We start from the raw sequence: 24,941 nt of genomic DNA on the forward strand, positions 1-24,941 counted from the left end.
TCGACCCCACGATAGCGCTGTCTCGTCGTGCCGTTGGGTGTGCGCAGATGACGGCGAACGTCACGCTGACCGATACGTTCGCCGTCATCTGTGGTCGGGTGGTGGTGCTGGGTGTGGTCTCGATACGCGTCGGGCTCACTACGTTCGCTCGTCGCTACTCGACCAGCGGTTGGGGGGACTGGACCATCGGTGGCTGGGACGGCGGGGCGTCGATCACCGCGAGGCCGTGCCGGATCTTCTCTTGCACTTCCTCGGCGATTCGCCGATGTCGTTCTGCCGCTGCATCATCGCCGAGTAGTTCGGCGAGCTCGGCGAGCACCACATCCATCGGGCCGAACGAGACGCTGGCCGAATCGAGGCCGGCGACGGTGCCGGACCAGTCCTTCAGGATCGCGTAGAGCCGTCGTGCGTCGTCGATCATGCCGAGGCGCACCAGAGCACGTGCGTGGAAGACCTCGATCGTCGTCCAGTAGTAGTCCCGGGTGACGTGGGGGTCGCTCTCGGCGATCGCGCGCGCCTCGTCCTCATGCCCGGCCTCCAGGAGTGCCAGCACGTAGACCCACGACACGGTGTCGGGCGCGCGCTCGTACCAGGCTGCGGCGTACTCGAGCACGAAGCCGATCGAGCCGCGCGCCCAGCCGATGGACAGCTCGCCGACTTTCTGCAGGTCCGTGCCCGACGGCAGGCCCGCGGCGGTCAGTTGCATACCGAGCAGGACATACGACTGTTCGGCAGCCTCGAGCCGTCCCCGCATCAGATCGAGGACGGCGTTGAACGACGACAGCACCACCACCAGCTCGCCGACCCGTCCGCTGGTGGCGCATTGCATCGCGCGGTCGACCTCGGCCACCGCGGCAGGCAGGTCGGTGCGGCTGGTGTGCACGAGGAACAGGAAGAACCGTGCCGCCGCCTCGTATTCGAGACTTCCGGCTTGCTGTGCGACGGCGACGAACTCGGTGGCCAGCGCGGGGTACTCCCCCCGACGGTCCGGACCGAGCGAGGTGTACACGCGAGCATTGAGTGCCGCGCAACGCAGTTCGAGGTCACCGAGCGCATCGGCGAGTTCGAGTGCCTCGGCGGCGTAGTCGCTGGCGCGCTGCTCCTGGTTCCCCTCGTACTCGAACACCGCCGTCACCAGCAGTCGGACGCGGTCGGCGCCGGTGCTCCCGGGGAGTGCCTCCTGCAGTGCGTCGGTCATGACCTCGTCCGGGATGCCCTTGACGCGTGTCGTCCAGATCGTCGGTGTGCGCCAACAGGTCAGGGCCGATCGGATCACGGCGAGGTCGCCGATCGATCGCGCCAACCGCACGGCTTCTTCTCTCCGGGTGCGGGCGAGGGAGATCTCGCCACGATGTGCGAGGGCCGTGACCAGATCGCCCAGCGCACCGACCAGCGCGACGCGCAGGGCCGTGTCGGCGCCATCCCGGTCATGCCCGGCCAGCAGATGAAGGTCGACGGCGTGCTGCCAGAGTTGGGCGGAGTCTGCGGCCAGATCGGAGTCGAGACGATGTCGTGCGGCGGACTCGACGACGTGCAGCGCGCGCTCGGCGGTCGAGCCCGATGCGCCCAGCGCGGCGTGTACGGCGAGTTCGTCGGCGGCGGTACGCGGGACGGATTCGAGATACTCCATTGTGCGCCAGTGCAGTCGACGTCTCCGGAGGGACGGGATGCTGTCGTAGACGGCGTCACGCATCAGGACGTGGTTGAACCACACACGGTCGACTTCGGCCGTCAGCAGTCCCGCGACGACGGCGGTGTCGATCGCGTCGAGCACGGCATCCTCGGCGTCGGCGGGGTCCGCCCAGAGCGCGACGAGGGTGTCGACGTCGGCGCCCCGGCCACAGACCGCGAGCAGACGGAGCATCGTGACGGTGTCGTCGGGGAGGCGTTCGACCCTGTGCAGCAGTACCTCTCGCACACCGCTGGGTACCGCGGTCTGCGCGTCACGCGAGCCCCGCGACGCCACCAACTTGGCCAGCTCGCGCACGAACAACGGGTTGCCGTCGGTGCGCGATCGCAACAGCGAGAGGGTCGCATCGTCGATCGGATCGAGCCCGACCTCGGCGGCCAGTGCCCGGATGCCGTCGTCGGACAGGCCGGCCAGCGTCAGGATGTCGGCAGTGACGGAGACGAGGGATGCACCCGTCGCCATGAGTTCGGTGCCCGCCTCCGAGGGTCGGTAGGTCGCGATCACCAACACCGGGCGATCAGACAACCAGGTCACCATCTGCCGCAGCACCTGCAGGGTCGCGCTGTCGGCGCGGTGGGCATCGTCGAGGACCACGACGGTCCCGGCATCTCCGGAAGGCCCACTCTCGCACAGGGCGCGCACCTGTCGGGCGATCAGGAACGGGTCGTCGAGTTCGTTGTCACCGCCGAGTTCGCCGACGATCTCCCGCCACGCCCAGGCGGTCGGCGCGCCCTCGACCTCGGGACAGTGCCCGACGGCCGATGCCCACCCCGCTGCCTGCAGACGACCTGCAGTCAGTTGCGCGAGTGTCGATTTGCCGCCGCCGGCCTCTGCGGTGATCCAGACGATCCGCAAGCCGGTTCGCAGCACGGAGTCCGCGTGAGTGGCGAGTTTCTCCAACTCGGTCTCGCGACCGGCGAACTCGTGGCCCCGGGGGGTCGTCGACGCCGCGCTCGCAGGTGTCGGCTGGGGTGAGGTGGCCGGGGCGGTCGGCTGCGGCAGTTGCAGGCCCGGATCCTGCTGCAGGATGGCGGCTTCCAGCTCGCGGATCGGCGCAGCGGGGTCGACGCCGAGTTCGTCGGCCAGGTACTCACGAACGGTCCGAAGGGTGTGCAGCGCATCCGCCTGCCGGCCGAGCCGGTACTGCGCCAGCGCGCGGAGCCGGAACAACTCCTCGCGGGCAGGATGACGCTCACACGGACCGGTCAGCGCGGACACCACCTCGGCGGGTCGGCCGAGATCCAGGGCCGCCGCGGCGCGGTGCTCGACACCGGTCAGATACAGCTCATCGAGACGGACCACTTCGGCGCGTGCCCACTCGTCGGTCGCGTGCGGGCCGAACGGTGCGCCCTGCCAGAGTGAGAGTGCCTCGCCGAGGCGGTCGTACCGGACATCGGGGTCACCGTCGGCGGGGGTCACCAGATCCTCGAACCGCCACAGATCCACGGCGTCGCGAGGCACGCGGAGTGCGTAACCGGGCGCTTCGCTGACCAAGATCCGAGCAGGCGAGCGCGGTGGGCGGCCGGGCTCCAGGATGCGGCGCAGATTCGAGATGTGGACCTGGAGTCCGCCGAGTGCCTTCGGCGGCGGCTCACCGTTCCACAGGTCGTCGATCAGACGGTCCGTCGACACGACGTGTCCGTCGGCGGCCACCAGCCGTGCCAGCACCGCCCGCTCACGACGCGACTTGACCTCAGCTGGTCGGCCGGCGACCTCGATGCCGACCGTGCCGGACATGGTGACCGACACAGCGGACGGTGGCTCGACGTCGCTCGACATCGCTCACCCTCCTCGTCATCGTCACCGGCGTTCGGCGCTCTGTCGAGAGGATAGCGGCTGCGTGCGACTCTTCGCCTGTCGTTCAGTCGGGCGGATCGGTGCAGGTGGGGCCGGGTGCGGTAGGTAGCGGATGATCCGCGGTGGATGGGGCGGCCGTCGTCGACATCAACGTACGCCTTCAGGCCCGGGGGTCGGGTGCGGGCGTAGCAGGGGTGGTCACGACGGTTCGGACATCTCGGTGCGAAACAGGTTGAGTTTGTAGGTGCGGACAGGCGGGAACCAGCTCAGCGCGCGCATCCCGTACCGATGCTTCGCCGGCCACCGACTCGCGACCTCGCGTTGCGGGGATGCGAAAGTGCGGGATTCGACGAGCGCCAGCCCGAACTGTTCCAGCGTTCTCGGGTCCTCGCAGACCCACTTCATCCGCGCAGGCACTTGTCGGAAATCCGGATTACGGTCCTGGTTGTTCATCATGATCGGACCGCCGGTGTCGAAGGCGAGGGGGGTCGACGGAAATGCCTGCGCCAGTTGACCCAACACCGCGTTGACCTCCTCGGGCGGAAAGTACAGCAGGACTGCCTCGCTGAGCAGGAACACCGGCCCCGAACGTTCCCGGACCTGCTCGTACCATTCCGTCGAGAACAACGACCCGGCGATCATCGTGTACCGAGTGGTGTCCTCGAAGAACTTGCGCCGCAACGCCATCGTGTCGTCGACATCGAGATCGAACCAGCGCACGCGGCCGTTGTCGAGCCTGTCGAAGCGGGTCGACAGGCCGCAGCCCAGATCCACGACCGTGCCATCGGGATGCTCGTCGAGGAAGTCGCGGACGTACTGGTCGAAGATCGACGCGCGCAGGACCGCGCCGCCGAGCGAGGGCCCGGTGAACTTGGCGAAGTCGTAGTCGATCTCCTCGACGAGCTTCACCGCCATGTCGTCACCCAAGATGCTGCGGGTGTCCCCGGCATCGCGGGCCCGTCCGTAGAGCGGAATCAGCAGAGTCTCTTGCACCTCACCCAGAGATACGGGTTCACCCATGGCGACCAGCGTAAGGAAGGGTTGCCTAAATCGCCAGTGTGACCGAGGCTCACTACGTGGTGAACAGTGTCGATACCGTGTCAGTATCGATGGCATCCACATTTGACTTGGACATGTATGGATGCACGGTCCTACCGTCGAAGCATGGCTCGGGTCGCGTCAGGTGATCCCCGACGCGACCGGAGCCGCACCACCTCGACCGCCGACCAAAGGATGGACGCAATGACCACCGCGCAATCAACTCAGGCGCCGGCGACCGCGACATTGACCGGACAGATGATCATCGCCGGTGAGTACGTCACCGGCACGGGCAGCGCGGTGCACGCCATCAACCCGGCCACCGACGAACGACTTCAGCCGGCCTACGCGCACGGCACCGCCGAAGACGTCGCCGCCGCCACGGCGGCCGCCGCGGCGGCGTTCGCCACTTACCGCAACACGTCCTCGGCGCAGCGTGCCGAGTTCCTGACCGCGATCGCCGACAACCTCGACGCCGCCGTCGACACCCTGGTGGCACGGGCCACCGCCGAGAGCGGACTGCCGGTTCCGCGTATCACCGGCGAGGTCGGCCGCACCAGCGGTCAGCTCCGCCTGTTCGCCTCGGTCCTGCGCGAGGGCAGCTGGCACGGCGCCCGCATCGACCCGGCGCAACCGGACCGGACGCCGTTGCCGCGCGCCGACATCCGGCAGCGCAAGATCGCCCTGGGACCCGTCGCGGTGTTCGGCGCCAGCAACTTCCCGCTCGCCTTCTCGGTGGCCGGCGGCGACACCGCCTCTGCGCTCGCCGCCGGCTGTCCGGTGGTCGTCAAGGCGCACGACGCCCACCCCGGCACGTCGGAACTCGTCGGTCGCGCCATCACCGAGGCCGTCGCCGCCACCGGCATGCCCGCCGGCACGTTCTCCCTGCTCTTCGGCAGCGGGCCGGAGCTGGGCATCGCGCTGGTCACCGACCCGAACATCAAGGCCGTCGGCTTCACCGGGTCCCGTTCCGGCGGAACGGCTCTCGTGCGTGCCGCCGCCACCCGTCCCGAGCCGATCCCGGTCTACGCCGAGATGAGCTCCATCAACCCGGTCTATCCGCTGCCGGGCGCGCTGCGTAGCCGGGCGGCCGATCTCGGCCGGGCCTTCGTCGGGTCGCTGACCATGGGGTCCGGTCAGTTCTGCACCAACCCCGGCCTGATCATCGCCGTCGACAGCCCTGATCTCGACACCTTCATCGACGCGGCCGCCGAGGCCGTGCGGGGATCCACCCCGACGCCGATGCTCACCCCGAACATCGCGCGGACTTTTGCGCAGGGCATCGACGAGTTCGACGGGGCCGCGACGGTGGTGGCCCGTGGCTCCGAGACGACGTCGCCGAACGCCTGCCGGGCGGCGTTGTTCAGCACCGACGCCGACACCTTCCTCGGCTCGGAACAGTTGCAGCAGGAGGTCTTCGGATCATCCAGCCTCGTCGTGAAGTGCCGGGACCAGCAGCAGGTCCGCGACGTCACCGCAAAGCTCGAGGGCCAGCTGACCGCGACCGTGCACGTCGACGACACCGATCATGACGACGCGGGTGCGCTGCTGGAACTGCTCGAACTGAAGGCCGGACGCATCCTGTTCAACGGCTGGCCGACCGGTGTCGAGGTCGGTCATGCGATGGTGCACGGCGGCCCGTACCCGTCGACCTCGGACAGCCGTACCACCTCGGTCGGTTCGCTTGCCATCGAACGATTCCTGCGGCCCGTCGCCTATCAGGACGTCCCGGCCGGACTGCTTCCGCCCGCCATCGCCGACGGCAACCCCGAACAGATCTGGCGCCGCGTCGACGGCGAACTCACCCGCGACTGATTCCCCTCGCTTCTCGTCACCTCACCCCTCCCAAGGAGTTCCAATGCTCAACGGCGTCCTGTTCTTTCCCGTCACCCCCTTCGACAGCAACGGCGAGGTCGACTACCAGCGTCTGGCCGAGCACATCGACCGTGGCGTCGCCGCCGGCCCGGGCGGAGTGTTCGTCGCCTGCGGTACCGGTGAGTTCCACGCCCTCGGACTGGCCGAGTTCGGCCGCATCGTGCAGTGCGCCGTCGACACCGTCGCCGGCCGTGTCCCGGTGTTCGCCGGTGCCGGTGGCTCCCTGGTGCAGGCACGCGAGTTCGCGGCCAGCGCGAAAGAGCATGGCGCCGATGGCATCCTGCTGCTCCCGCCGTATCTCGTGACGATGCCGCCTGCCGGTCTCGCGGAGTACACGCGTTCCGTCGCGGCCACCACCGACCTGCCGTTGATCGTGTACAACCGCGGGAACGCCGTCTTCGACGAAGCGGCCGCGATCGAGGTCGCCAAACTGCCCACCGTCATCGGATTCAAGGACGGCACCGGCGATCTCGACAACGTCTCACGCATCGTCATCTCCGTGAAGGAGGCACTGGCCGACTCCGGCAAGGAGTTCCTGTTCTTCAACGGCCTGCCCACCGCCGAGATCACCCAGCAGGCCTACCGGGCCATCGGCGTCACGCTGTACTCGTCGGCCACCTTCGCGTTCGCCCCTGAACTGGCACTGGCGTTCTACAACGCGCTCGAGACTGACGACGCCGAGCTCACCGACGCGCTGCTCCGCGACTTCTTCCACCCGCTCGTGCGACTGCGCAACAAGGTGCCCGGCTACGCGGTCTCGCTCGTCAAGCACGGTGTGACGATGGAGGGCATCGACGCCGGACCGGTCCGCGCGCCGCTGGTGGCGCTCACCGCCGAGCACCAGGCCGAACTCGAGCGCATCACCGCGGCCGGCCGCTCGGTGCTGGCGAGCTCGCTCGCCGCGAATGCGACCGCGTGATGCAGCCCACCACAATCACCGGGGTGACGGTCACCCCGGTCGCGTTCATCGACCCGCCACTGCTCAACACCGTCGGCGTGCATCAGCCGTACGCGCTGCGCGCGATCATCCGGATCGAGACCGACGGCGGTCTGCGCGGAGTGGGGGAGACCTACGCCGACACCGCTCACATCACCCGGATGGAGGCGGCGGCCGAGGCGATCATCGGGCTCGATGTGTTCGCACTCAACCGGATTCGTGACGCCATCGACCAGCGCGTGTCCCGGATGACGGTGACCGGCGGCGACGGGGTGGCCGGCATGATCACCACCGCCAGCACCACCGATCGGGTGTTCTCCCCGTTCGAGGTGGCCTGCCTCGACATCCAGGGCAAGGCGTTGGGCCGACCGGTCAGCGACCTGCTCGGTGGCGCCGTGCGCGACCGGGTCCCGTTCAGTGCCTACCTGTTCTACAAATGGGCAGGCCATCCCGGCGCGGCCGACGATGGCTGGGGCGAGGCGATCGATCCGGCCGGCCTGATCCGTCAGGCCCACCGGATGATCGACGAGTACGGGTTCACCGCGATCAAGCTCAAGGGTGGAGTGTTCCCGCCCGATGAGGAGGTAGCCGCCATCAAGGCGCTGCATGCCGAGTTCCCGAACATCCCGCTGCGCCTGGACCCGAACGCCGCGTGGACCGTCGACACCTCGGTGCGGGTGGCCGCCGAACTCGACGGCATCGTCGAGTATCTCGAGGATCCGACCCCGGGCCTCGACGGCATGGCCGAGGTCGCCGCCGAGGCGAAGATGCCGTTGGCCACCAACATGTGCGTCGTCGCCTTCGATCACCTCAAGCCCGCCGTGGTGAAGAACTCGGTGTCGGTGGTGTTGTCCGATCACCACTACTGGGGCGGACTGCAACGGTCGCGTCAGCTTGCTGCCATCTGCGACACGTTCGGCATGGGGCTGTCGATGCACTCCAACTCGCATCTGAGCATCAGCCTGGCCGCGATGGTGCATCTGGCCGCCGCGACACCGAATCTCACCTATGCCTGTGACACCCACTGGCCGTGGAAGACCGAGGACGTCGTGAAACCCGGTGTACTCGGCTTCTCCGACGGCGCGGTCCCGGTGCCGACGGGCCCCGGCCTGGGCGTCGAGATCGACGAGGACGCCCTCGAGCGGCTGCATCAGCAGTATCTCGACTGCGGCATCCGCGACCGCGACGACACCGGCTACATGCAGTCGATCGACGCGGGTTTCGAGAACACCAGTCCGCGTTGGTGAGGTGAGTTGCGGCAATCGTCCCCCCTCATAGGCCGCCGAGGAGAATAGACCCCGCTTCGGGGCGCGGTGCACTAGCGTGAGCTACCAACCGCCGCGTGATACCGAAAGTGGATCGATGTTCTCCCTGTCGCGCCTCTCGTGCTTCATCGCCGTCGCCGAGGAGCTGCACTTCGGCCGTGCCGCTGAACGCCTGCACATGACCCAGCCGCCGCTCAGCCGGCAGATCCAGCAGCTCGAACACGAGCTCGGCGTACAGCTGATCGAGCGCAGCAGCCGCGCCGTGTCGCTGACCGCGGCGGGTGCGGCCTTCCTGCCGGATGCCCGACGGATCGTTGCGTTGGCCGAGGGTGCCGCGCTCACCGTCCGCCGGGTGCCGGCCGGGGATCTGGGCACCGTCAACATCGGGTTCACCGGTGCGTCCGCCCGCGCGGTGCTGCCCAGGTTGATGCAGACCGCGCGTGAACGTCTGCCCGATGTGCGGCTGGTCCTGCGCGAGATGGTGACGGCGGCGCAGGTGGAGGCGCTGGCCGCAGGTGATCTCGACCTCGGCATCGTGCGACCGCCCATCTCACGCCCGGGTATCCACACACGGGCCCTGCACCACGAGCGTCTCGTCGCGGCACTGCCCGCCGATCATGAACTGGCCGGTGTCGAGCACCTGGCGATCGAGGACTTCGACGGCCAGCCGGTCATCATGTACTCGCCGACCGACGCCCGCTACTTCAACGAACTCCTCATCAGCAGCTTCACCGCGGTGGGCGCCTCGCCGCGGTACGTCCAGTACGTGACGCAGGTGCACACGATGCTGGTGCTGGTGCATTCCGGACTCGGGATGGCGCTGGTGCCGGAGTCGGCGATGACCATGCATCCGGATGGCGTCGTCTTCAAGGAGGTGACGGCCATCCGTGACCGGCCGGTCCAGATGAACGTCGCGTGGCGGGCGGACAATCCGAATCCCGCGCTGGCGCGCCTCATGAGAGACGTTCTGCCCGAGCGGGAGTGGATCTGACTCACACCGGGATGGGCGGCCTCAGACCGCCGCCCGCACCGGCGGCTTGATCGCGGCGACCGGGCACTGGGCGTCGAGTAGCACGCGTTGCATTGCGCTGCCGGTGAGGAGCTTGCCGACCGGGGAACGGCGCTTGAGGCCGATCACCAGCAGTTCGACCGCCTCGTCGTAGGACGCATCGATCAGTTGATCGGCGTGCGAGAGGGCGGGGTCGTTCTCCGCGACGCGATAGTCCACCCCGTCCGCCTCGGCGGTCGAACGTGCGTTCTCGAGATCGACGAGGAACTCCGGCGTCGCCGCACTCTCGCCGTCCGCGACCACCACGAGTTCGCTGCCCCGCATCCGCGCCTCGGCGAAGCCGAACGCGAGGGCGCCACGGCCCTCGGGGGTGGGGAGATAGCTCAGTACGACGCTCATCGGGCATCCTTTCCGCGCACGGCCGGATTCGGTACGACGACCGGCGTGACCAGATCCCCGGTCTGCAGGTAGGCGGTGAGGTTCCGGATCGTCAGGTCCTGCATCGCGGCACGTGTCTCGACGGTGCCACTGGCCAGATGGGGAAGCAGCACGACGTTGTCGAGCTCGATCAACTCGGCCGGAACCTGAGGTTCGTTCGCGAACACGTCGAGGCCGGCGCCGGCGAGGCGCCCGTCCTGCAGCAGCTCCACGAGGGCGTCCTCGTCGACCACGCTCCCGCGGGCGACGTTGATCAGGAACCCGTTGGGCCCGAGGGCTTCCAGTACCTGACGGTCGACCAGGTGACGTGTCCCGGAGCCGCCTGCGGCCGCGACGATGAGGACGTCGACGCTCGCTGCGAGTTCGGCCGGCGACGCCGCGTACCGGAACGGCGAACCGTCGACGGTCCGCCGATTGTGATACGAGATCTGGCACCCGAATGCGGACAGTCGGTCGGCGATGGCCGACCCGATCCGGCCGAGGCCCAGGATGCCGACCCGCGCGCCGGACACCTTGCGGGTCAACGGGACGTTCCCCTCGGCCGGCCACCGGCCGGCGCGTACGAAGCGGTCGGCCGCGGTGAAGCCGCGCATGGTGTCGAGGAGCAGCCCGACCGCGGTGTCGGCGACGCAGTCGGTGAGGACGTCGGGGGTGTTGCTGACGCCGATACCGAGCTCGGCGGCCCGATCGACGTCGGTCGTGTCATAGCCGACGCCGAAGTGCACGATCGCGCCGAGTCGGGGCAGCGCGGCCATCAGGTCGGCATCGACTCCCGTGCGTCCGGAGGTGACCACCGCGGTCACCTGATCGCCGTATTCGGCGAGGAAGGGCGCCCGCGCGTCGCCGTCGGGGAGGCGGACGGCGTGGAAGTCGGTGGTCAACTCCTGCTCGAGGGAGGGCTTCAACGGACCGACCCGGAGAACCTTGCCCGTCGCTGCCGGGAGTTCTTGTCCGGCAATGACTTCGGGTGATCCCGCGGTGGTGGTGAGGCTGCTGCGCATCGGTCCTCCTCGACCGGTCGGGACACAGAGATGTCCGGAGTGGATGAATCCACGGTAGGGCGGCCTGCGAATACCTGTCCAACACGCAAATAACATGGATCGATACCCAAACTGTATGGACGCGTCGGGCGTCGATTCGACGGATGTGTCGACCCGGTGGGAATCGTGAGGTCAGGACCGGTTTCGGGCCCGCGACACTGCTCGCCGTGGCCCGCCGTCGAGGCGCCGAAACCCGCGAAAAACGCTGTTTGCTGGGCTTTTGCGCTGTTGACGGCATCGTTCGGACGCTCTTAGCGTGTGTCTACCGTCACAAACCGCGGTCCCAGCCCCCAGGGTCACGCGCAGTGAGTCACCCGTAGTCCGTCTTCATCGGAGGTTCCCATGCAGATCGCATCTCTGCGATCCCCGCGACGCCGCATTGCCGGCGTCCTGGCCACCTCGGCGGTGGCACTGCTGACCGTCAGCGGCTGCAGTGTCGCCAACACGACCCAGAGCGAGAGCGCCAGCCCCGACACCCTCCGTATCGTGCTCCCGCAGGAGCCGCCGACCCTCGAGCCGTGCGACGCCTCGCTCACCGCCACCGGCGTCGTGGTCCGCTCGAACATCACCGAGCCGCTCATCGAGCGCAATCCCACCACCGGTGAGCTGCAGCCGCTGCTCGCGAGCGGGTGGAAGCAGGTCGAGCCGAATGTCTGGCGCTTCACCACCGTCTCCGGGGTCAAGTTCAGCAACGGAGCCACCTTCGACGCAGAGGACGCCGCGTTCTCCATCAAGCGCACCTTCAACGGCGCGATCGGTTGCGACGTCAACGGCTACGTCTTCGACGACAGCAAGACCGAGGTGAACGTCGTCGACCCGAACACCGTCGAGGTCCGCACCGAGGCGCCCGATCCGATCCTGCCGCTGCGCCTCTCCTTCATCGAGATGGTGCCGCGCACCACCGACCCCGACGCCAAGGTGCGCCAGCCGATCGGCACCGGGCCCTACATGGTCGACTTCTGGGACTCCGGGCAGCGGATCGCCCTCAAGGCCAACCCGAACTATCACGGCGACGCACCACAGTTCAATCGCGCCATCTACCAGTGGCGTGGTGAGGGCAGCGTGCGCGCGGCGATGGTCACCAACGACGAGGCCGACCTCGCCACCTCGCTCGGACCCGAGGACGGCGCCGGCGACCTGGGTACCGCCTACGTCAACAACGAGACCACCGCACTGCGTATGCAGGGCACCGACGCGCCGCTCGACGACATCCGGGTCCGTGAGGCGATCGCCTACTCCATCAACCGCGACGGCATCGTCGACGCACTCTTCCAGGGCCTCGGCAAGCCGGCAGGCCAACTCGTCGGCAAGGGCATCGTCGGCTACAACGACCAGGTGACGCCGACGGCCTACGACCTCGACCATGCGAAGAAGCTCATCGACGAGGCGCGCGCCGACGGTGTGCCCGTCGACCGCACGATCCGCCTCATCGGCCGTACCGGACAGTTCCCCAAGATCAACGAGACGATCGAGGCAATCCAGTTCTCGCTCAGCAAGATCGGTCTCGACGTCAAGATCGAGATGATGGACACCTCCGGTCAGATGCAGTACCAGACCCGGCCATTCGTGCCCGGTTCCGGGCCCGTGCTGCTGATGATCATGCACGGCAACCAAGCCGGTGACACCCAGTTCACCCTGGACCAGTACATGCTGAGCGACGGTTACCAGAGCACCTTCGGCACAACGGAATACGACGAGGAGATCCGCAAGGCCGAAGCGCTCACCGGTGACGCCCGCCAGAACGCGCTCGCCCAGGTGCTCGCCGACGAGCCCACCAAGATCCGCCAGTACGCCTACATAGCCCACATGGAAGCTGTCCTGGCCAAGTCCCCCAAGGTTGCGTACCAGCCCAATTCGGCCACCGGCGACGAGATGCGTCTCGCCGAGATGACCCACGCCACCTCATCCAACGACTGAAACAGAGGCGATGACCGATGTTCACCTTCCTCCGGCGCCGGATGTTCACCAGCTTGATCCCGCTGGTCATCGTCCTGTTCGGCGTCTTCTTCATGGCCCGACTGACCGGCGATCCCACCAACCTCTACCTACCGGTGTCGGCGACCCCCGACCAGCGCGCCGAGTTCGCGGCGGCGCACGGTCTGGACAAGCCGATCTGGCAGCAGATGTTCGACTACCTGTCCGGAGTGATCCACCTCGACTTCGGTGAATCACTCAAGACCGGCCAAGAGGCTGCGGGTATGGCGCTCAAAGCGTTTCCCGCCACACTGCAGCTGGCCTTCGTGACGCTGCTGCTGTCGATCCTGGGCTCGGTCATCATCGGCTGCTGGGCCGCCTACCGTCCCAACTCGATCGCCGACCGATTCTCCAGCCTGCTGTCGATGACCGCGGCCAGCGTCCCCGACTTCTGGTTCGCCATCACCGGCATCTGGATCTTCGCGGTTGTCGCCGGGTGGCTGCCCACCTCGGGTACCGGCGGTGTGTTGTCCTGGGTCCTGCCGATCGCGACATTGATGATCCGGCCGCTGGGCGTGCTCACCCAGGTGGTGCGCGGCGCGATGGTGTCGGCACTGTCGGCCCCGTACGTGAAGGTGGCCCGCAGCAAGGGCGCAGGCGATCTGCGGGTGGTCACCCACCACGCGCTGCGCAACGCGGCCGCCCCGGCCCTCACCGTCGCCGGCGACTTGGCCGTGGGCCTCATCAACGGCGCGGTCGTGGTGGAGGCGATCTTCGGCTGGCCCGGTATCGGCAAGCTGATGATCGACTCGATTCTCCAACGCGACTTCGCGGTCCTGCAGGCAGCCGTGCTGCTCACCGCCGTCAGCATCTTCATCCTGAACATCGTGATCGACGCGGGCCTGGCCCTGCTCGACCCGCGCGTTCGCGACAAGGCCACGGTCTAGAGGCGTAAGGAACACAGGAGAACATCATGTCGATAGTCACCGAACCCCTGGACGCCACCAGTCCCGTCGCGTCCACCGATCCCATGGGCGACTCGGTCGCGGCCAAGAAGGTCCCGTCCGGCCAACTCCCACTGTGGCGACTGCTGTTGCGCGACAAGTTCGCCACGGTCGCCGCCGCGATCCTCACCTTCGTGCTGCTGGTCGCCGTCTTCGGCCCGTGGCTCGTCGGCGACGCGGCCACCGACCAGAACCTCGACGAGTCCAATCTGGCACCGTTCAACCTCGACACCGGCTGGATGAACGTCCTCGGCACCGATCCGCTCGGCCGCAGCATGCTCGCCCGCCTCGTCGTCGCCTGCCAGACGACCCTGATGGTGTCGCTGCCCGCGGTGCTGATCTCCTGTGTCATCGGCACCGCGATCGGCATGTGGGCCGGCTATCACCGCGGATGGCGCGAGACCACCGCGATGCGCGTCGCCGACGTCATCATGAGCTTCCCGTCGCTGCTGCTCGCCGTCGTCGTGCTGTTCGTCTTCTCCCCGAGCGCTGCGAACATCGTTGCGGTACTGGCGATCACCCGAATCCCGATCTACTTGCGCACCGCTCGCGCGGAGTCGGCCGAACTGCAGAGCCGGGTGTTCGTCGACGCGGCCCGTACCTTCGGGGCGAGCAGCGGACAGATCCTGCGCGGACATGTGCTGCCCATCCTGCTGCCCACCATCCTCACCGTGGCCACCCTCGACTTCTGCTACGTGATGCTGGCCGAGTCGTCGCTGAGCTTCCTGGGCATCGGCATTCAGCCCCCGGACATCAGTTGGGGCCTGATGGTGTCGCAGGGCCGAACCTACCTGCAGACCGCCTGGTGGCTCTCGTTCTTCCCCGGCCTGGCCATCGTGATCACCACCGTGTCGGCGACCCTGCTGGCGGCGTGGGCGCGCATCGCGACCGATCCCGGCCAGCGGTGGCGCCTGACCACTCCCAAGGCCCGCACCTCCATCTTCTCGTCACGAAAGGCTGTGCGATGAGCGCCCCCACCCTCGATCGGCCCCCGACCGACACCGATGACCGTGTCGCCCTGGAGGTCTCGGATCTGACCGTCGACCTCCGAACCCCCACCGGGACCGTCCGGGCCGTCGACCACGTCTCCTTCCGCGCCCGACGCGGCGAAACCCTGGCACTGCTCGGCGAATCGGGTTGCGGCAAGTCGATGACCGCGCAGGCGCTCGTCGGACTGCTCGAGCCGATCGCCTCCATCACCGACGGATCGGTCACCCTCGACGACGTCGACCTGGTCACGGCCAAGGAATCGGTGCGCCGGCAGATGGCCGGCACCGAGCTCGCGATCGTCTTCCAGGACGCGCTGACCGCGTTGAATCCCGTGTATCCGGTGGGCACCCAGTTGGCCGAACCGTTCCGTATCCATCGCAAGATGTCGCGGAAGAAGGCACGCCACGAGGCCATCGAACTGATGCGGCACGTCGGTATCCCCGAGCCGGAGTCGCGCATCGACTCCTACCCGCATCAGTTCTCCGGCGGTATGCGGCAGCGTCTGCTGATCGCGATGGCGGTCGCGTTGAGCCCCAAGGTGTTGCTGGCCGACGAGCCGACCACCGCACTCGACGTCACGGTGCAGGCGCAGATCATGGCGCTGCTGCAACGGCTGCGGGAAGAGCACGACATGGCCGTCGTCCTCATCACCCACGACCTGGCGCTGGTCGCCGAGCAGGCCGACCGGGTGGCGATCATGTACGCCGGCAACGTCGTGGAGACCGGCCCGGTCGCCGAGGTGTTCGGCAATCCGAAACACCCGTACACCAAGGGACTCCTGGATTCGGTCCCGGTCAGCGCCGAGCGCGGGGCCGACCTCAAGTCGATCGGCGGTACCCCGCCGGACCTGCACTCCATCCCGTCCGGCTGCGTTTACCAGGCACGGTGCCCGCTGGCCCGCGCTGCCTGCATCGAACAGCGACCCACGCTCACGATCGTCGGCGAACACCGTGCCGCCGCCTGCCACTTCTCCGAGGAGATCAGCAATGTCTGAGTCAACCGCGCCCGATGCCACCCCGTCCGGCACCGACGAACCCCAGGTCCTCGAGGTCCGGGACGTCGGCAAGACCTTCTCGGTGTCCGGTAAGTCCGGGCGCAAGGAACTCCGGGCACTCGACGGGATCAACCTCGATCTGCGCCGCGGCGAGACGCTCGGACTGGTCGGCGAATCCGGTTGCGGCAAATCGACTCTCGCCCGCACCCTGATGATGCTCGAACGCCCCAACACCGGCACCGTCCGGTGGGACGGCACCGATCCGTACAAGCTCAAGGGCAAGGATCTGCTGGCGCTGCGCCGCAAGGTGCAGATGGTGTTCCAGGATCCGTATGCGTCGCTCAACAACCGGATGTCCGCGGCGGAGATCATCGCCGAGCCGTGGCGCACCCACCGGGACCTCTACCCGCGCAAGCGGGACCGCGCGGCCCGGGTCCGTGAACTGCTGCACCTGGTCGGTCTGCGGCCCAGCGACGAGAACCGCCGCCCGCAGGAGTTCTCCGGTGGTCAGCGTCAGCGGCTCGGCATCGCCCGTGCGCTCGCGCTGAACCCGGAGGTCATCATCTGCGACGAGCCGGTGTCCGCGCTCGACCTGTCGGTGCAGGCGCAGGTCCTGAACCTGCTCAACGAGTTGCAGCAGGAACTCGACATCTCCTACATCTTCATCTCGCACGACCTGTCGGTGGTGCGTCACGTCGCCGACCGGGTGGCGGTGATGTATCTGGGACGGATCGTCGAGACCGGCTCCACCGAAGCGGTGTTCGACCATCCCGCGCACCCGTACACCGAGGCCCTGATGTCTGCGGCTCCCACGTTGGATGTGGCGACCCGGCGGCAGCGCATCCTGCTCAGCGGCGAGGTACCGTCGCCGCTCAACCCGCCGTCGGGCTGCCGGTTCCGCACCCGCTGTGCCCATGCGACCGACATCTGTGCCACCGAGCTGCCGCCGACCGTCACCGACGATGCCGAGCCCGGCCACATCGCCGAGTGCTACCACCCGCGCGGGCGCGTCACTCTCGGCATGCCCGCCGTGGCGTGAGTGTCGTGGCCTTCGCCGTCATCGGCGTCGCCGTGTTCCTCGCGTCCTGCATGCAGGCGTCGATCGGCTTCGGGATGGGGATGCTGGCCGCGCCGGTCGTGGCGCTGATCGCACCGGCGCTGCTCCCCGGCACGTTGATCGCGTCGGCGACGGTTGTCACCCTGATGGTGGTGATCCGCGAGCGGGAGAGTCTCGATCTGCGTGGCACCGGGTGGGCGTTGATCGGCCGGGTCCCCGGCACCATCGCGGGGGCGCTGCTCCTCGTGTGGCTGCCGACGCGTGGCCTCTCGCTGCTACTTGCGGCAGTGGTCCTGGGTGGGGTGGCCGTCGCGTCCGTCGGCTGGCAGCCGGCCCGGATGCGGCGCAACCTGGCGACGGCCGGGGCCGCCTCCGGATTGCTGGGCACGGCGACATCGATCGGTGGCCCACCCATGGCGCTGGTGTACTCGGGCGAGGAGAACGCACATGTGCGCAGCAATCTGAGCGCCTTCTTCCTGGTGGGCAGCCTGATGTCGCTCGCCGCGTTGGCCGCCACCGGAAGTCTGCACACCGACATCATGTGGGCGTTCGTCGCGCTGACACCAGTCGTCGTGCTCGGTTTCGTGGCCTCGCGCTTCGTGAACCGCTTCCTGGACAAGGACCGGCTGCGCACGGTGTCGATCACGGTGTCCGGACTCGGCGCCGTGCTGCTCATCGGTCAACAGATCTTCTTCTGACCTTCTTCGAAAGGACCCATCATGACGACAATGACTCCGACGGTCACCGAGATGCGGGTGGTTCCGGTCGCCGGCCGTGACTCCATGCTGCTCAACCTCTCCGGTGCCCACGCGCCCTACTTCACCCGGAACCTGGTCATCCTCACCGATTCCGAGGGTCATCAGGGTGTGGGCGAGGTGCCCGGTGGCGAGCCGATCCGCACCACACTCTCCGACGCGCGGGCCATCGTCGAGGGCCGTGGCATCGGCGAGTACAACGCCGTGCTGCAGGACATCCGGCGGACCTTCGCCGATCGTGACAAGGGTGGCCGCGGCGACCAGACGTTCGACCAGCGGATCACCATCCACGCGGTCACCGCCGTCGAGTCGGCATTGCTCGACCTGCTCGGACAGCACCTGCAGGTGCCCGTCGCGGCGCTGCTGGGCGAAGGGCAGCAACGGGATCGGGTCGCCGCCCTCGGCTACCTGTTCTTCGTCGGCGACCGCACCAGGACCACCCTCGACTATGCCGACGGCTCCGGCGAGACCGACGACTGGTTCCGGCTGCGCCACCAGGAGGCGCTCGACGCCGATGGTGTCGTCGCGCTCGCCGAGGCAGCCCAGAAGCGTTACGGATTCGCCGATTTCAAGCTGAAGGGTGGCGTGCTCGCACCCGACGAAGAGGCCGAGGTCGTCACCGCCCTCGCCGATCGTTTCCCGACGGCGCGGGTCACCCTCGACCCCAACGGGGGGTGGCTGCTCGAGGAGGCGATCCGCATCGGTCGCCGGTTGCGCGACGTCGTCGCCTACGCAGAGGATCCGGTGGGGCCGGAGGGCCGCTTCTCCGGCCGCGAGATCATGGCCGAGTTCAAGCGGGCCACCGGCCTGCCGACCGCGACCAACATGATCGCGACCGACTGGCGGGAGATGGGGCACACCATCCGCACCAACGCCGTCGACATCCCCCTCGCCGATCCCCACTTCTGGACGATGGCCGGCTCGGTGCGCGTTGCCCAGATGTGCGACGCCTGGGGTCTGACCTGGGGTTCGCACTCCAACAACCACTTCGACGTCTCGTTGGCCATGTTCACCCATGTCGCGGCCGCGGCGCCGGGCGACATCACCGCGATCGACACCCACTGGATCTGGCAGGACGGGCAGCGGCTCACCGTCGATCCGTACGAGATCGTCGACGGTCACCTCACGGTGCCGGACCGGCCCGGCCTCGGTGTCGACCTCGACATGGACCAGGTGGAGAAGGCGCATCGCCTGTACCTCTCGGAGGGGCTCGGCGCCCGCGACGACGCGATCGGCATGCAGTTCCTCATCCCAGACTGGTCGTTCGACAGCAAGCGCCCGGCGCTCGTGCGGAGCTGAGCTCGTGAAGGTCGTCGTAGGCGAGCGGAACCTGTTGCCGCACCGTGAACTGCTGGTGTCCCTGATACCCGCCGACGTCACGCTGTCGTGGCATGAGCGGTTCGACGAGGAGGCGGTGGTCGCCGACCTCGGTGATGCCGACGTCTATGTCGGCGGTCGGGTGACGCCCGCGATGGCCCGGGCCGGCAGACGATTGCGGCTCGTGCACATCGGAGGTGTCGGTACCGACAAGGTGAGCTTCGCCGACCTCTCGTCGGACACTCGGGTGGCCAACACCTTTCATCACGAGGACTCGATCGCCGAGTACATCATGGCGGCCGCGGTGATGTTGCGGCGTGGGCTGATCGGCCAGGACGCCGCCCTGCGACAGGGCGTGTGGGCGACATCGGTGTATCAGGACGGTCCGCCGCAGCCGCCGACGATGCGGGGCGCGGTGGTCGGCTATGTCGGCTTCGGCCACATCGGACGTCGAACCGCGGATCTGTTCGGTGCACTGGGTGCCCGGGGGTGCGCGGTGACCGGATCGGGGCGGGTCGGCGACGCCGGCGGACTCGACTGGCACGCCGACACCACGGAACTCGGCCGCCTCATGAAAGAGGCCGACGTGGTGGTGGTGTCCGCGCCGTTGACCGACCGGACCGCGGGCATGATCGGGGATGCCGAACTGGAGGCGCTCGGTCCCAACGGCATCCTGATCAACGTCGGACGCGGTCCGCTGGTTGCGGAGGGTGCGCTGTTCGAGGCGTTGCGGGACGGCGTGATCGGCGGCGCGGCCATCGATGTCTGGTATCGGTATCCGAGCGGTGGGGACGCGGCAGATGCCGACCGGGCACGGCCGTCAGAGCTGCCCTTCGACGAGTTGCCCAATCTGTTGATGACCCCGCACACGTCGGGCGTCACCCGCGACACGTTCGTCGGGCGCGTTCACGACATCGCGGACAACATCTCCCGGTTGTCCGACGGACGGTCGCTGGACCGGGTGGTCTGGCCGGTCCGGTGAGACCGGACGCTCGGGCGCCACGGATCCGGTAGCAGCACGCCGGCGGCCGCCACGAGCAGCACCGAGATCAGCACATCGCTGGGGCGGTGCCAGCCTGCCGCGATGAGTTCGAGACCGATGATCGCGGCCCAGCCGCCCACGACGATCGTCGTCAGCACGCGCAGCCTCGGTGGTGTCGCCAGGACGAGCACCACCGCGACGGCGGCGACCGCCGCGGCATGACCGCTCGGCGCGGAGTTGGCGGTCTCCGCGATCCAGTCGTGTAGCTGCGGGCGGGTCAGCACGTGATCGCGTAGCACGCGGGCGCACAGGACGGCGACCGGCGGGAAGATGATCAACGCGGCGGTCACCGTCAAGGTGCGTCGCGCATCCGATCGGGCGCGGAACCGGCGGAGCTGGATCAGGACCACCACGACGGCTGCCACCGCGAGCCAGAGCAGTGGGCTGGAGACGACGTCGATCCGCAGAATCGGCGGAATGTCGGTCGCGGGGACCTGCCGGCCGAGTTCGAGGAGCCATTGGTCGATGCGCTGTCCGGTCGGCGTCCACACCGCCGCCAGGAAGACTCCCGCGGCGCTGAGGAGGAGTGCGACCGCAACCACCGCTGCGCGTGAGAGGGACTTGGGTCGCGGCGCAGCGACAGTTGCGGTCATGTTCCCGACGTTAGGGTGCGAATCTGGGAACGCCCTGCGGGAAACCTGAGGACAATCGATGTGCTGCAAGATCGTTATCTGTGACCGGAGACACAGACTCTGTGTACAGTTGTGCACAAGGGCTGGGAGGAGTCCCGTATGGATCTACTGAAGTGGAGCAAGCGGCCCGCAGTGGGGGTCGACGCAAAGAAACCCCAGGTCAACATCGTGCGTGGGTTGATCGCCCGTGCGACGACACCGTTGTTGCCCGACGATTACCTGCACCTCGTCAACCCGTTGTGGTCGGCGCGTGAGCTGCGGGGTCGGGTCATCGACGTGGTGCGGGAGACCGAGGACACGGCCACGGTCACGATCCGCACGGGGTGGGGATTTCCCGACTCGTACAAGCCGGGTCAGTACGTCGGCATCGGGCTCCAGGTGGCGGGGCGGTGGCATTGGCGCTCGTACTCGCTGACCTCGATCGGGGACGAGGTCGACAAGACGATTGCGATCACGGTCAAGGCCAACCCCGACGGGTTCCTGTCCGCCCACCTCGTCGAGGGCGTGTCACCGGGCACGATCATCCGGCTCGCGGCGCCGAAGGGCGACTTTCATCTGCCCGAGCCGTTGCCCGACGGTCTCCTCTTCATCACTGCGGGCAGCGGGATCACGCCGGTCATGTCGATGCTCCGGGCGCTGAGAGCGCGCGACCAGCAGCCCGACATCGTGCACGTGCATTCGGCGCCGACCCGCGACGACGTCATCTTTCTCGAGGAGATGGAGAAGATGGACGGCGACCTGCTGTCCTACGACCTCCAGTTGCAGCTGACCCGGGAGAAGGGCAAGTTCAACATCGATCAGCTCGATTCCGAGGTCCCCGACTGGCGCGATCGGTCGTGCTGGGCCTGCGGACCGGTCGCGATGCTCGATACGGTGGAGGAGCGTTACGCCGAGGAGGGGCTGCGCGAACAGCTCCACATCGAGCGCTTCGCGATCGCCCGTACCGACGTCGGCGGCGAAGGCGGCACGGTGACCTTCACCAAGTCGGACAAGAGCGTCGAGATCGACGGCGCGACCACCATCCTCGAGGCGGGCGAGGATCTCGGTATCCAGATGCCATTCGGATGCCGAATGGGGATCTGTCAGACCTGCGTTGTTCCACTCGCTGCGGGTTACGTGCGTGACCTGCGCAGCGGCGACGAACACCGCGAAGGAGAACGAATCCAGACCTGCATCAGCAGCGTGTCCGGAGAATGCACAATCGACCTCTAGGGGGCGGCATGGCCATCACCGATATCGATCAATATGCACATCTGACCGACGCCGACGTCGAGGCTCTGGGGGCCGAGCTCGACGCGATCAGACGCGACATCGAGGAGTCGCGCGGCGAGGCGGACGCCCGCTACATACGCCGGGCGATCACCGTGCAGCGCAGCCTCGCTGCCGGCGGCCGTGTCGTCCTGATGTTCAGCAACCGCAAGTCGGCCTGGGTGGCCGGCACCGCGATGCTGTCGCTGGCGAAGATCATCGAGAACATGGAACTCGGGCACAACGTGATGCACGGTCAGTGGGACTGGATGAACGACCCCGAGATCCACTCGTCGTCGTGGGAGTGGGACACCACGTGCCCGAGCGTGCAATGGAAGCACTCGCACAACTTCGTGCACCACAAGTACACCAACGTCGTCGGCATGGATGACGACGTGGGTTACGGGATTCTCCGGGTGACCCGCGATCAGCCGTGGGAATGGTGGAACGTCGGTAACCCGATCTACAACTTCACACTCGGAACGTTCTTCGAATACGGTGTGGCGCTGCATCATCTGGAGACGGAGAAGCTTCGGAAGAAGGAGAAGTCGTACCGGCAGGCGCTCAAGGATCTGCGGATCATCGGCCGCAAGGTCGGTAAACAGGCGGCCAAGGACTATCTCATCTTCCCGGCCTTGGCGGGGCCGAACTGGAAGTCGACGATCACGGCCAACTTCACCTCGAACATCGTCCGCAACTACTGGGCGTACATGGTCATCTTCTGCGGGCACTTCCCGGATGGAGCGGAGAAGTTCACGGTGGAGGAGTACGAGAACGAGGACCAGCCGCGCTGGTATCTGCGACAGATGTTGGGCTCGGCCAACTTCCGGGCGGGACCGCTCATGCGATTCATGAGCGGCAACCTCAGTCACCAGATCGAGCACCACCTGTTCCCCGACCTGCCGAGCAGTCGGTACGAGGAGATCGGTGTCCGCGTGCGTGAGCTGTGCGACAAGTACGATCTCCCCTACACGACGGGTTCGATTGTCCACCAGTACTTCCAGTCGTTCCGCACAATCACCAAGTTGGCATTGCCCAATGCACTGCTGAAGGCGACCACCGACGACGCGCCGGAGACCGCATCGGAATTGCGGTTCGCGGTGCGTGAAGGCGTACAGGATCACTTCGGTGTCGACCCGGCCACCGGACGGCGGCGCGGACTGCGAACTGCCCTGCGGGAGTTGAAGAAAGCGCCGGTGCGGGCAGCCGCGTAAGGGCGGACCCCAGCCCCCGCCGTTGATCCACGTCGATCAACGGCGGGGAGCCGTACCGTTTCACTCTATGGAGTTGTCAAGGGACGGTTGCGGTCCCGGCGGTGTGTCGGGTGCGTGGGTGTTTGTTGGGGTGGGTGTCAGGCGGCGGTGGGTAGGTTGTCGAGGGTCAGGGTGCGTCGGTTGTAGGCGGGTAGGGGTGTTCGTTGGGGGTCAACGGTGGCGGGTGGGATGAGCCAGGGGTGGTTGTCGGTGCCGATGATGACGTCCCAGCCGTTGTGGTGGATGTCGGCGTGGCAGGACGGGCAGAGTAGGCAGCCGTTGTCGAGGACGGTTGTGCCGTTGTGGGCCCAGTGTTGGATGTGGTGGCCGTGGGAGCGGGCGGCGGGTGCGCCGCATTTGATGCAGCACTGGTCGCGGATGTAGAGGGCGGTGCGGAGGTGTCCGGTGAAGAAGCGGTCGTTTTTGCTGAGCTGTAGGGGGACCTGTTGGTCGTCGATGATGACGGTGGTGACTGTCGCGTCACAGGACAACTGCTGCAGGGTGGTTTCGGTGAGTGATCCCATGAACTGCAGGGTGGCGGTGGTGGGGCGTTCGGCGGGCACGGTGATCAGCACTTGGGGTCGGGGTGTGGAGGTGGTCGTGTCGCCGCGGGCGGCGAGGTCCAAAACGGTTTCGAGGGCGTCGGCGTGGCGGCGGGCGGTGGAGCGGGCGTCGGGGGAGCCGTCGGGTTCGGGGCGGGGTGCGCCGAAGTGTTCGAGGGCGGCCTGAAGTTTTTCGCCGACTTCGGTGTCGAGGTCGGCGCGGATGTGGAGGCGTCCGTGGTCTTCGTGGTGGGTGAGGGTGTTGAGGGTGCGGTCTTCTCCGGCGGGTAACCCGCCGGCGGTGGTGGCGGCCAGGTCGTTGCCGAGTTGTTTGGCGCGGTGTGCGATCTGGGCGGGGGTGGCGCCGGAGAAGTAGTGGCCGAGCAGGTCGCTGACCTGGGTGTAGCGAGCCTCGCTGTCGACGGGTTGGGGTGATCGCTGCGCGATGTGGGTGATGCCGGTGGTGATGGCGTCGATGTGTTCGGCGGGGATGGCGCCGTCGGCGGCGTGGGCGTGCAGGGTCGGCAGGGTGGTGGTGGAGCCGGCGATGCGGATCAGGCGTGCGGCGACCGCGGGTGCGTAGCCCATGACGATCAACAGTTCTCGTGTTGTGCGGCCGTGGGTGGTGGCGACGCCCAGGCGGTCGAGGGTGGCGACCAGGTGTGCGGCGTGGTGGTCGATCAGGTTGCGTAGCGTAAGGATGGTGCGCATCGCGTTGAACGCGTCCCGGCCCGACAGGTCGTCGTCATCAACGTTGAGGTCGCGCAGGGTGTCGGTGAGGGTGGGAAGGTCTGACACGGTGGTCATGGCGGGGCCTTTCAGAGAACACGGTTACGGCTGTCAGGCGTCGTCATCGTTTCTCTGGGTGACAGAATCTGGCTGTCCTGTCACCCGGCTTCGCTGTCATCAAAAGATCTGTTCGGAACCAACCTATCGGTGGGTACCGACACATTCGTTCGCGTCGTCACAAGGTGTGCACATCGTCGAACTTCTCGGTCCCGCGGTGTGCGTCGTCATCTCGACCTTCTGGGAAGAGCATACCGGCAACCACCGGCAGGCTCGGAATCATCTGCAGGACAACACCACCGGAATCTCCGGCTGACA

20 protein-coding genes are annotated in these 24,941 nt (G+C 67.5%); 14 read left to right on the forward strand and 6 right to left on the reverse strand.

Annotated elements, in window-relative coordinates:
• Positions 1 to 154: 154 nt before the first annotated feature.
• Both D7316_RS18885 and D7316_RS18890 read right to left on the reverse strand, forming a co-directional pair.
• Complete coding sequence (locus tag D7316_RS18885; RefSeq protein WP_124709628.1) at positions 155 to 3,469, reverse strand: BTAD domain-containing putative transcriptional regulator; 3,315 nt, start codon at positions 3,467 to 3,469, stop codon at positions 155 to 157.
• 216 nt (positions 3,470 to 3,685) lie between these two features.
• Positions 3,686 to 4,507 carry a class I SAM-dependent methyltransferase gene (locus D7316_RS18890; RefSeq protein WP_124709629.1) on the reverse strand — a complete coding sequence of 274 codons (822 nt, stop codon included), beginning with the start codon at positions 4,505 to 4,507 and terminating at the stop codon, positions 3,686 to 3,688.
• A 222-nt stretch (positions 4,508 to 4,729) separates the two neighbouring features.
• Here D7316_RS18890 and D7316_RS18895 point away from each other — a divergent pair, with 222 nt between their 5' ends.
• The 4 genes from D7316_RS18895 (at position 4,730) to D7316_RS18910 (ending at position 9,593) form a co-directional block, all read left to right on the forward strand.
• Complete coding sequence (locus D7316_RS18895) at positions 4,730 to 6,340, forward strand: aldehyde dehydrogenase (NADP(+)) (RefSeq protein ID WP_124709630.1); 1,611 nt, start codon at positions 4,730 to 4,732, stop codon at positions 6,338 to 6,340.
• A gap of 43 nt (positions 6,341 to 6,383) precedes the next feature.
• On the forward strand, positions 6,384 to 7,319 hold the full coding sequence (locus D7316_RS18900) for a 5-dehydro-4-deoxyglucarate dehydratase (RefSeq protein WP_124709631.1): 936 nt from the start codon (positions 6,384 to 6,386) through the stop codon (positions 7,317 to 7,319).
• Positions 7,319 to 8,584: a glucarate dehydratase family protein gene (locus D7316_RS18905; protein ID WP_124709632.1), complete on the forward strand. Its 1,266-nt coding sequence runs from the start codon at positions 7,319 to 7,321 to the stop codon at positions 8,582 to 8,584. The genes D7316_RS18900 and D7316_RS18905 overlap by 1 nt, the downstream gene beginning before the upstream one ends.
• Before the next feature lie 115 nt (positions 8,585 to 8,699).
• Positions 8,700 to 9,593: a LysR substrate-binding domain-containing protein gene (locus D7316_RS18910; protein WP_124709633.1), complete on the forward strand. Its 894-nt coding sequence runs from the start codon at positions 8,700 to 8,702 to the stop codon at positions 9,591 to 9,593.
• Positions 9,594 to 9,614: 21 nt separating this feature from the next.
• On the opposite strand, the gene D7316_RS18915 is transcribed toward D7316_RS18910, so the two are convergent.
• Complete coding sequence (locus D7316_RS18915; protein WP_124709634.1) at positions 9,615 to 10,010, reverse strand: universal stress protein; 396 nt, start codon at positions 10,008 to 10,010, stop codon at positions 9,615 to 9,617.
• Positions 10,007 to 11,050: a 2-hydroxyacid dehydrogenase gene (locus D7316_RS18920; RefSeq protein ID WP_124709635.1), complete on the reverse strand. Its 1,044-nt coding sequence runs from the start codon at positions 11,048 to 11,050 to the stop codon at positions 10,007 to 10,009. The genes D7316_RS18915 and D7316_RS18920 overlap by 4 nt, the downstream gene beginning before the upstream one ends.
• Positions 11,051 to 11,431: 381 nt before the next feature.
• Between D7316_RS18920 and D7316_RS18925 the strand changes: the two genes are divergently transcribed.
• From D7316_RS18925 to D7316_RS18960, 8 genes are read left to right on the forward strand one after another with little or no spacing between them, the layout of a single operon-like run.
• Entirely contained in the window at positions 11,432 to 13,006 is a 1,575-nt protein-coding gene (locus D7316_RS18925; protein ID WP_124709636.1) for an ABC transporter substrate-binding protein, read from the forward strand.
• A 17-nt stretch (positions 13,007 to 13,023) separates the two neighbouring features.
• The gene (locus D7316_RS18930) at positions 13,024 to 13,950 is read left to right on the forward strand and encodes an ABC transporter permease (RefSeq protein WP_124709637.1); all 927 of its coding nucleotides are present in this window, start codon (positions 13,024 to 13,026) and stop codon (positions 13,948 to 13,950) included.
• A 26-nt stretch (positions 13,951 to 13,976) separates the two neighbouring features.
• Positions 13,977 to 14,975 carry an ABC transporter permease gene (locus D7316_RS18935; protein WP_124709638.1) on the forward strand — a complete coding sequence of 333 codons (999 nt, stop codon included), beginning with the start codon at positions 13,977 to 13,979 and terminating at the stop codon, positions 14,973 to 14,975.
• Entirely contained in the window at positions 14,972 to 15,991 is a 1,020-nt protein-coding gene (locus D7316_RS18940) for an ABC transporter ATP-binding protein (RefSeq protein WP_124709639.1), read from the forward strand. Before D7316_RS18935 ends, D7316_RS18940 begins: the two co-directional genes overlap by 4 nt.
• Positions 15,984 to 17,030 carry an ABC transporter ATP-binding protein gene (locus D7316_RS18945; protein WP_124709640.1) on the forward strand — a complete coding sequence of 349 codons (1,047 nt, stop codon included), beginning with the start codon at positions 15,984 to 15,986 and terminating at the stop codon, positions 17,028 to 17,030. The genes D7316_RS18940 and D7316_RS18945 overlap by 8 nt, the downstream gene beginning before the upstream one ends.
• Positions 17,027 to 17,746, forward strand: coding sequence for a sulfite exporter TauE/SafE family protein (locus tag D7316_RS18950; RefSeq protein ID WP_124709641.1), 720 nt, complete (start codon positions 17,027 to 17,029; stop codon positions 17,744 to 17,746). The genes D7316_RS18945 and D7316_RS18950 overlap by 4 nt, the downstream gene beginning before the upstream one ends.
• 21 nt (positions 17,747 to 17,767) lie before the next feature.
• Positions 17,768 to 19,102 carry a glucarate dehydratase gene (gene gudD, locus D7316_RS18955; protein WP_124709642.1) on the forward strand — a complete coding sequence of 445 codons (1,335 nt, stop codon included), beginning with the start codon at positions 17,768 to 17,770 and terminating at the stop codon, positions 19,100 to 19,102.
• 4 nt (positions 19,103 to 19,106) lie between these two features.
• Complete coding sequence (locus D7316_RS18960; protein ID WP_124709643.1) at positions 19,107 to 20,102, forward strand: 2-hydroxyacid dehydrogenase; 996 nt, start codon at positions 19,107 to 19,109, stop codon at positions 20,100 to 20,102.
• On the opposite strand, the gene D7316_RS18965 is transcribed toward D7316_RS18960, so the two are convergent.
• A complete protein-coding gene (locus tag D7316_RS18965; RefSeq protein ID WP_124709644.1) occupies positions 20,027 to 20,755 on the reverse strand; it encodes a phosphatase PAP2 family protein in 729 nt (242 codons plus the stop codon). The two genes, D7316_RS18960 and D7316_RS18965, sit on opposite strands and share 76 nt — an antisense overlap.
• A gap of 138 nt (positions 20,756 to 20,893) precedes the next feature.
• On the opposite strand from D7316_RS18965, the gene D7316_RS18970 reads away from it, so the two are divergent.
• Together D7316_RS18970 and D7316_RS18975 are read left to right on the forward strand one after the other, a co-directional pair.
• On the forward strand, positions 20,894 to 22,006 hold the full coding sequence (locus tag D7316_RS18970) for a ferredoxin reductase (protein WP_124709645.1): 1,113 nt from the start codon (positions 20,894 to 20,896) through the stop codon (positions 22,004 to 22,006).
• Between the two features lie 8 nt (positions 22,007 to 22,014).
• The gene (locus D7316_RS18975; RefSeq protein WP_124709646.1) at positions 22,015 to 23,256 is read left to right on the forward strand and encodes a fatty acid desaturase family protein; all 1,242 of its coding nucleotides are present in this window, start codon (positions 22,015 to 22,017) and stop codon (positions 23,254 to 23,256) included.
• Positions 23,257 to 23,393: 137 nt separating this feature from the next.
• Here the strand turns inward: D7316_RS18975 and D7316_RS18980 are convergent, their stop codons facing one another.
• Positions 23,394 to 24,644 (reverse strand): HNH endonuclease, encoded by a 1,251-nt coding sequence (locus D7316_RS18980; protein ID WP_124709647.1) that lies wholly within the window; start codon positions 24,642 to 24,644, stop codon positions 23,394 to 23,396.
• Positions 24,645 to 24,941: the final 297 nt, after the last annotated feature.

The organism is Gordonia insulae, assembly GCF_003855095.1.
In the GTDB taxonomy this organism is placed as follows: Bacteria; Actinomycetota; Actinomycetes; order Mycobacteriales; family Mycobacteriaceae; genus Gordonia; species Gordonia insulae.

Bases quoted from the DNA above. Each gene is read 5' to 3' on its own strand.
- D7316_RS18885 (WP_124709628.1), bottom strand. From the start codon at position 3,469: ATGTCGAGCGACGTCGAGCCACCGTCCGCTGTGTCGGTCACCATGTCC.
- D7316_RS18890 (WP_124709629.1), bottom strand. From the start codon at position 4,507: ATGGGTGAACCCGTATCTCTGGGTGAGGTGCAAGAGACTCTGCTGATT.
- D7316_RS18895 (WP_124709630.1), top strand. From the start codon at position 4,730: ATGACCACCGCGCAATCAACTCAGGCGCCGGCGACCGCGACATTGACC.
- D7316_RS18900 (WP_124709631.1), top strand. From the start codon at position 6,384: ATGCTCAACGGCGTCCTGTTCTTTCCCGTCACCCCCTTCGACAGCAAC.
- D7316_RS18905 (WP_124709632.1), top strand. From the start codon at position 7,319: ATGCAGCCCACCACAATCACCGGGGTGACGGTCACCCCGGTCGCGTTC.
- D7316_RS18910 (WP_124709633.1), top strand. From the start codon at position 8,700: ATGTTCTCCCTGTCGCGCCTCTCGTGCTTCATCGCCGTCGCCGAGGAG.
- D7316_RS18915 (WP_124709634.1), bottom strand. From the start codon at position 10,010: ATGAGCGTCGTACTGAGCTATCTCCCCACCCCCGAGGGCCGTGGCGCC.
- D7316_RS18920 (WP_124709635.1), bottom strand. From the start codon at position 11,050: ATGCGCAGCAGCCTCACCACCACCGCGGGATCACCCGAAGTCATTGCC.
- D7316_RS18925 (WP_124709636.1), top strand. From the start codon at position 11,432: ATGCAGATCGCATCTCTGCGATCCCCGCGACGCCGCATTGCCGGCGTC.
- D7316_RS18930 (WP_124709637.1), top strand. From the start codon at position 13,024: ATGTTCACCTTCCTCCGGCGCCGGATGTTCACCAGCTTGATCCCGCTG.
- D7316_RS18935 (WP_124709638.1), top strand. From the start codon at position 13,977: ATGTCGATAGTCACCGAACCCCTGGACGCCACCAGTCCCGTCGCGTCC.
- D7316_RS18940 (WP_124709639.1), top strand. From the start codon at position 14,972: ATGAGCGCCCCCACCCTCGATCGGCCCCCGACCGACACCGATGACCGT.
- D7316_RS18945 (WP_124709640.1), top strand. From the start codon at position 15,984: ATGTCTGAGTCAACCGCGCCCGATGCCACCCCGTCCGGCACCGACGAA.
- gudD (WP_124709642.1), top strand. From the start codon at position 17,768: ATGACGACAATGACTCCGACGGTCACCGAGATGCGGGTGGTTCCGGTC.
- D7316_RS18965 (WP_124709644.1), bottom strand. From the start codon at position 20,755: ATGACCGCAACTGTCGCTGCGCCGCGACCCAAGTCCCTCTCACGCGCA.
- D7316_RS18970 (WP_124709645.1), top strand. From the start codon at position 20,894: ATGGATCTACTGAAGTGGAGCAAGCGGCCCGCAGTGGGGGTCGACGCA.
- D7316_RS18975 (WP_124709646.1), top strand. From the start codon at position 22,015: ATGGCCATCACCGATATCGATCAATATGCACATCTGACCGACGCCGAC.
- D7316_RS18980 (WP_124709647.1), bottom strand. From the start codon at position 24,644: ATGACCACCGTGTCAGACCTTCCCACCCTCACCGACACCCTGCGCGAC.